Origin of the sequence: Methanobacterium sp., from assembly GCA_012838205.1 — an archaeon.
In the GTDB taxonomy this organism is placed as follows: domain Archaea; phylum Methanobacteriota; class Methanobacteria; order Methanobacteriales; family Methanobacteriaceae; genus Methanobacterium.
Map to the genome: position 1 here is coordinate 1 of DUPR01000053.1, position 3,464 is coordinate 3,464.

Sequence of the window (3,464 nt, forward strand, 5' to 3'; positions counted from 1 at the left end):
CTCCGCCAGTTTCTTAAGTATATCAGAACCCAGGGATACAACATCAAATACATCCTAGTTATAGGGGCAGGGAAACTGGGCCAGAAATTTGCCAGAATCATCATCCAAAACGAATATATGGGTTATAGGATTATCGGATTTTTAGATGACGATCCGGAAAAGGATACAATTTGCGGTTTAAAGGTTTTAGGAAAACTAAAAGACTTAGAAAATGTCATTGAAATGAACACAGTTGACCGGATTATTATAGCATTATCCCCAACCCATAAAGAGCTTATGAATTGGATAATTGAAACTTGTGAAAAAAGTGGAGTTAGGGCAGAGATCATACCAGACTATTATGGTTATTTATCTTCAAAACCACATGTAGGGATGATAGAAGACATTCCCCTTATAAAAATTAGATATGTACCCTTGGATAATCGTTTAAACCAGTTTATTAAGAGAATGATTGATCTGCTATTGGCGGTTCCTTCCCTTATATTGTTATCGCCTCTTTTACTTATCACCGCTATCATGGTAAAAATAAGTTCTCCGGGTCCGATTATTTTTAAGCAGGAACGATTTGGTAAGGATCATCAAGTTTTTAAAATGTACAAATTTCGCAGTATGAAATTGCATGATGAAGAAAAAGAGAAATATAAATGGACCACTAAAAATGACTCTCGGGTCACAAGATTTGGCTCATTTATTAGAAGAACAAGTATTGATGAACTACCCCAACTATTCAATATATTAAAGGGAGAAATGAGCTTAATCGGCCCAAGACCTGAGCGTCCCCATTTAGCTGAAAAATTCAAGGAAGAAATTCCGAAATACATGATTAAGCACCATGTACGTCCGGGTATGAGTGGATTGGCGCAAATAAATGGTTATCGTGGTAATACGTCCATTTTTAAAAGGATTGAATATGATATTTATTATGTGGAGAACTGGACAATATCTATGGATGTGAAAATTTTTTTCAGAACCTTAATTAATCTATTCCGGGATAAAAATGCTTATTAACAGATTTAGTTATGATACTTTAAGATTCACAATCTTTTTTTGATAGGGGGTTTGGTCTGGGAGCTTGTAAATAATGAATTCCATCTTTCTTTTTCCAGGTATTCCAGCGGTGAAGTTTATTGGAATTGTAATTTTTTGATTGTTTTCAAGGGTAATGTTTTCATGTTTTAGGATGCTGTTATTTACTCGCACTAATATTCGGTAATTCACAGTTGACCCTTCTTGATTCACTAAAACCATGTTTAAAATTGAATGTTTCCCTGATACCAAGCTTATTGTATTGGCACTGGCACTGGAATTACTTTCAGTAATATAAAAATTGGTTAGGTTAGTTTTTTCATCCTTTATTAGGGAGTCTTCTGGTTTAAGAAATGTGTAAGCGGCTGCCCCAATTGTCAGTAAGATGCAGATAATAAGGAATATGCTCAACAGTTTTTCCATTTGAGGGATGCGGATTTTTTGGGATAAAGGTATTTTTTTCCTTCGCATAAATATCATGAAACATAACAACAAGCTGATTACAGCCATTACAAGGAGGATGTATTCTAAACGAATACCCCATCGGGTGTAATTAAATATAAGGCCGATTATGGAAGTTAAGATTAAACTGGAACCAGAACTCAGTGCAAAGCGTTCTATCAATTCCAAATCATCATTTTTAGGGAATATAGCCTCCAACAGCAAGTAACCTGGTATTAAACACACAAAAAGACTGCCTGGAAGCATCCAAGCCGAGGTTTTGTTTAAAGGAGGAACCAAGACAGTTATAATCATCAGTAAACTTAGTATGGTGAAAATTATTAGATTTACATCCAATAACTCCCTAAATGATAGGGGGCCCTGTTTGTCTAAAACTTTTACAGTTTCCTTTATTGGTTTAAAATAGGTTAAACGTATAATGTAAGATGTAATGGTGATTGATGCAGTTATTATTGATAAAAACCATGTTAAATCTTTAAAATGCAGTTTTAATGGGGAAATTTTAAGTACTAAACTAATTAAAATAGCCATGAAAATGCTGCACATCACAATTAATAAAGGTTTTTTTAAAATCCCAAGAGCATCCTCTTCAGGGTAAACTAATGACATCAGCGAATATCCGGATAGTGCAATAATCATTATAAGTAACGAAATATCAATAACTAAAAAATTATGGGGTCCGATTGATGTGAATAGGGCAGTGATTGATGCTAATACAAAAATTAACATCAAATCCTTGGATGATGTTTGTTTCATTGTGATCCTCCTCTTTTTTATAGAGTTCAGGGAATTAATATAAATATTATCATTTAGTTTGGTGAGTAGTGTTAATGTAAATATTAATTTAATATTAATTAAATAAACATGAATATTAGGCTACATATATTTATTGAATTAAGTAATGGCTTTATTTATTGAATCATGCTTCATTACTCCTGTTCTGTTGTTATGGTTCGAACAAAATATATATTAATCCCAAGAAAAAATGTAATATAAAAGGTGTTACAATGAATAAAGATCATAAACTGATGAGTGTGATGATCCCAATTATATTTATTTTGTCTATTGGGTTTTATGGTATTCCAGGGGCTGTAGGTTCAGACTCGGATCCCTTGATTACTGAAGTGGGTTATCAAGAAAACACCAATAATGATTCCAGTGGTATTATTTCTGATGACGTATCTACTGAAGAATCAGACAATTTGAATCAAAATCTTCTAATGAATGAGAACGGCGCAACCACTCCTCAGTCAAATACAAGACCAAACCAAAGGCCTCCAAGTCCACCAAACCCTCCTGAACCTGAACCTCAACCTGAACCTGACATTGATCCAGAACCTTAGTTGGATCGAGAAAACAAGTAATGAAATAAGAGGATCAATAAGTTGAAAATTATAAGACTGAGTGATCCTTTATATTATTATTTTTTTTAAATTCTAAGACAAAATAAATAATTAGATGGTGGCAGGGAAGTTTGAGTTTGGTGTGGCAGCCACCATCATTACTCCGATCATGAGCACTGTAATCATGATCACCACTGGGATGAAGTAACGCATAGCCAAGTATTTAAGATCTATTTCATCCCAATAATGTGTTCTTCTCCTTAAATCTGGAATCCCATTCTTCCTGTAACTTTTTTGCATCTTATTCCTCCTTTATTAGGAAATGAGGTCTTCAACATATTTAAGGCAAGAGATACAGAGCGTTTGAGAAGTAATAGGATTAGGTGGAAATCAACAATAATTTAAACCATCTTCCACATAGATTAAACATCACCAGAATAGTATTAATGACTAGATAAAAAACTATTTTAATTATTATGGAGGGATCAAAATTGCCTGAAAATGGTGAAATCGAGTTAAGAGTCGCTGAAGCACTGCAACAGGATGTGGGCAAAGGGATGGTGCGCATAGACCATGATCTAATGAATGAAATTGGCGCAAATCCTGGTGATATTGTTGAAATAATTGGTAAAA

General features: G+C 33.9%; 5 protein-coding genes. 3 read left to right on the forward strand and 2 right to left on the reverse strand.

Features of this window, described 5'->3' with window-relative positions:
* Positions 1 to 1,008 (forward strand): undecaprenyl-phosphate glucose phosphotransferase (locus tag GXZ72_07865; protein HHT19460.1); only part of this gene is annotated, 1,008 nt, incomplete at its 5' end.
* Positions 1,009 to 1,017: 9 nt separating this feature from the next.
* On the opposite strand, the gene GXZ72_07870 is transcribed toward GXZ72_07865, so the two are convergent.
* Positions 1,018 to 2,244: a DUF1616 domain-containing protein gene (locus GXZ72_07870; GenBank protein HHT19461.1), complete on the reverse strand. Its 1,227-nt coding sequence runs from the start codon at positions 2,242 to 2,244 to the stop codon at positions 1,018 to 1,020.
* Positions 2,245 to 2,495: 251 nt separating this feature from the next.
* On the opposite strand from GXZ72_07870, the gene GXZ72_07875 reads away from it, so the two are divergent.
* Positions 2,496 to 2,831, forward strand: coding sequence for a hypothetical protein (locus GXZ72_07875; GenBank protein ID HHT19462.1), 336 nt, complete (start codon positions 2,496 to 2,498; stop codon positions 2,829 to 2,831).
* Between the two features lie 111 nt (positions 2,832 to 2,942).
* Here GXZ72_07875 and GXZ72_07880 read toward each other — a convergent pair whose 3' ends face one another.
* The gene (locus tag GXZ72_07880) at positions 2,943 to 3,131 is read right to left on the reverse strand and encodes a hypothetical protein (protein ID HHT19463.1); all 189 of its coding nucleotides are present in this window, start codon (positions 3,129 to 3,131) and stop codon (positions 2,943 to 2,945) included.
* Between the two features lie 191 nt (positions 3,132 to 3,322).
* On the opposite strand from GXZ72_07880, the gene GXZ72_07885 reads away from it, so the two are divergent.
* The coding region (locus GXZ72_07885; protein HHT19464.1) for a hypothetical protein at positions 3,323 to 3,464 on the forward strand (142 nt) is incomplete at its 3' end.

Bases quoted from the DNA above. Each gene is read 5' to 3' on its own strand.
- GXZ72_07870 (HHT19461.1), bottom strand. From the start codon at position 2,244: ATGAAACAAACATCATCCAAGGATTTGATGTTAATTTTTGTATTAGCA.
- GXZ72_07880 (HHT19463.1), bottom strand. From the start codon at position 3,131: ATGCAAAAAAGTTACAGGAAGAATGGGATTCCAGATTTAAGGAGAAGA.
- GXZ72_07875 (HHT19462.1), top strand. From the start codon at position 2,496: ATGAATAAAGATCATAAACTGATGAGTGTGATGATCCCAATTATATTT.